Annotated in this window: 3 protein-coding genes; all 3 read left to right on the forward strand. The window is 38.4% G+C overall.

The window, feature by feature from the left end; genetic code table 11:
* The coding region (locus ACINWC743_RS07175) for an acetyl-CoA C-acyltransferase (RefSeq protein WP_009584935.1) at positions 1 to 775 on the forward strand (775 nt) is incomplete at its 5' end.
* Positions 776 to 1,093: 318 nt separating this feature from the next.
* Positions 1,094 to 1,459: a nuclear transport factor 2 family protein gene (locus tag ACINWC743_RS07180; RefSeq protein ID WP_009584937.1), complete on the forward strand. Its 366-nt coding sequence runs from the start codon at positions 1,094 to 1,096 to the stop codon at positions 1,457 to 1,459.
* Between the two features lie 11 nt (positions 1,460 to 1,470).
* Positions 1,471 to 2,538, forward strand: coding sequence for a maleylacetate reductase (locus ACINWC743_RS07185; protein WP_009584936.1), 1,068 nt, complete (start codon positions 1,471 to 1,473; stop codon positions 2,536 to 2,538).
* The last annotated feature ends 428 nt before the right edge of the window (positions 2,539 to 2,966 follow it).

A 2,966-nucleotide genomic window follows, 5' to 3' on the forward strand; every position in this document is an offset into this window, starting at 1 on the left:
GGGTTGGCGCTTTATCAATCCAAAGCTAAAAGACATGTATGGTGTAGAAACCATGCCACAAACGGCTGAAAATGTGGCTGAGCAATTCAACATCAACCGTGCTGATCAAGATCAGTTTGCATTGAACAGTCAACAACGAACAGCAGCAGCACAGGCACAGGGCTTTTTTAAACAAGAAATTGTTGCTGTGACCATTCCTCAGCATAAAGGTGATGCTTTTCTGGTGGATCAAGATGAGCATCCACGGGCTTCAACCACATTGCAAGCCTTACACAAATTAAAAGGTGTGGTGAAAGCAGAAGGTACGGTGACTGCGGGTAATGCTTCAGGAATTAATGATGGTGCAGCCGCTTTACTGATCGCATCAGATCAAGCCGTTACACAGTATCAACTAAAACCACGTGCCAAAATCATTGCAGCGACGACAGTCGGTATAGAACCTCGAATCATGGGATTTGCACCTGCACCAGCGATTAAGAAATTACTTCAACAGGCAAATCTGAGTTTAGCGCAGATGGATGTGATTGAGCTGAATGAAGCCTTTGCTGCCCAAGCTTTGGCAGTGACTCGTGATTTAGGCTTGGCAGATGATGATGCACGGGTCAATCCGAATGGTGGTGCGATTGCTTTGGGTCATCCACTGGGTGCATCAGGTGCTCGCTTGGTGACAACCGCCCTCAACCAACTTGAACAGATTCAAGGGCAATATGCCTTGTGCTCAATGTGCATTGGTGTGGGTCAAGGCATCGCCATGATTATTCAACGGGTAATATAACTTTATTGTGATTATAATCAATTAAAAGGGTCCTTATTTAGGATCCTTTTAATTTGTGTAAATCAAAAAATACTAGAATTTATTTAGTATTAAATATAAGAAAAAATAAAAGAAAGCAGAGTTTATTTATGAAAAATATTTTAGATAGTATGTTTGTAATTTTTGTTTTTTATAATGCGTTGATTTTTAATGAATAAATTCAATAAAAAATATTCTTTCAATTATGAAAATATAATTTCCTAAATCGTTATTTTTAAAATTTTTTATAAAAGATAGGATGAATTAAATCTTGAGTTATTTAAAAGTGTAATCAATCTAATGGAAGATATTCTAATCAAAAAACTTGAGGATGAACGGTTTAAGTCAATCGTTGAAAGACGTTATGAAGATTTTGCCAAACTGGTTCATCCTGAAATGACTTATACGCATACCAGTGGAATAACTGATTCAAAACAATCGTACTTAGATAAATTGTTTGATGGCTTTTATGATTATAAGTGGATCGAACATCCAATTTCCAAAATTCAAATTATTGGTGATATTGCACTGGTCTTTGGTGAAATGCATTGTGAAGTCCTTGCTGGAAATATTCAAAAAATTTTAAAGAATAAATCATTAGCAATTTGGAGAAAAGAAAATAACGAGTGGTTATTTTATGCCTATCAGCCAACACCATTGCCATAAGGAGATTAAATGTGCAAAAAGAATTTATCTATGATGTTCCGCAAAGCAGAGTAATTTTTGGAGCAGGTTCTCTTAAAAATTTAAAAGCTGAAATTAAAGCTTTAGGGGCAAAAAAGGCATTAATTTTATGTACACCTGAACAGGTTGAGTTAGCAGAGAAGATATCTGATTTGCTAGGGCATTCTTGTGTAGGAATATTCCCTAAAGCAGTTATGCATGTACCCATTGAAACAGCGAAAGAAGCAATAGATGTCTCAAGAGCTTTAGGTGCTGACTGTGCGATAGCTGTAGGCGGTGGATCAACGACAGGTTTAGGGAAAGCAATTGCTTTAGAGGATGACCTGCCGATACTTGCGATCCCAACCACTTATGCAGGTTCGGAAATGACCCCTGTTTATGGCATCACGGAAAATGGAATTAAGAAAACAGGAAAAGACCCTCGAGTTTTGCCAAAAACAGTAATTTATGACCCTGAACTTACATTAAGTTTACCATTAAATATGTCTATTACGAGTGGTATCAATGCCATAGCACATGCAGCAGAAGGTTTATATGCTCAAAATGGTAATCCGATCATGTCTTTGTTGGCTGAAGAGGGAATTAAGGCTTTGGCAGATGGATTAAGACTTCTAAAGCACAATGATCAAGATATTGAAGCACGCAGTTTGTGTTTATATGGCGCTTGGCTGTGTGGTTATGTGCTAGGAAATGTCGGCATGGCGATTCATCATAAACTTTGTCATACCTTAGGAGGAAGTTTTAATTTACCACATGCACAGACTCATACGGTTGTGTTACCACATGCCATTGCTTATAACCAGCAAGCTGTTCCTGAGGCGATGGATAAGATTAAAAGAGCACTAGGAGCAAAAGAAACTACAGCAGCAAATGCTTTATTTGATCTGGTTACTGAGCTTGACGGACCGAGATCTTTGGCAGAATTAGGGTTAACTGAATCAGATTTGGATAAGGCAACGGAAATTGCATTATCCAATCCATATTGGAATCCTGAAGCTATAGAAAAAAATGCAATCCGCCGTTTATTACAAAATGCATTTGAAGGCTCACGTCCTAATTAACCTGAGTTCGATAAAAATCCTTGATGAAAAGTGATACAGTCAAACCGCCTGATTATTCATACAATTGATTTGGATGATTCATTTATTTTGTACTTTTTGAATCATTGATGGTCTTGCTATCGTGAGGCGACATGGATGTTGCCATGTTGAGCGGGGGTATGAGGATGTACCCCTCGCTCAACGAAAGATTTTTGTCACTTTTCATCTCTGAAAAGTGAGGCATCGCCCACGCAAAAGAATTTAAACTTTAGCACTAAAGCGTGGCAGTGCAAGCTTTAGATCATCAAACAATCTATTGATCGCCTTCATTTTATTGATCAGAGAAATGAAACTATATTGATGGTTGCGCTTACGGAGCTTCGCTCCTCATACCAAAACAAGTATGGCGAGCCCTTGCGGAGCTCCGCTCCTCATCCTAAAATCGGATG

The sequence above is a fragment of the Acinetobacter sp. WC-743 genome (genome assembly GCF_000335555.1).
Taxonomy (GTDB): domain Bacteria; phylum Pseudomonadota; class Gammaproteobacteria; order Pseudomonadales; family Moraxellaceae; genus Acinetobacter; species Acinetobacter bereziniae.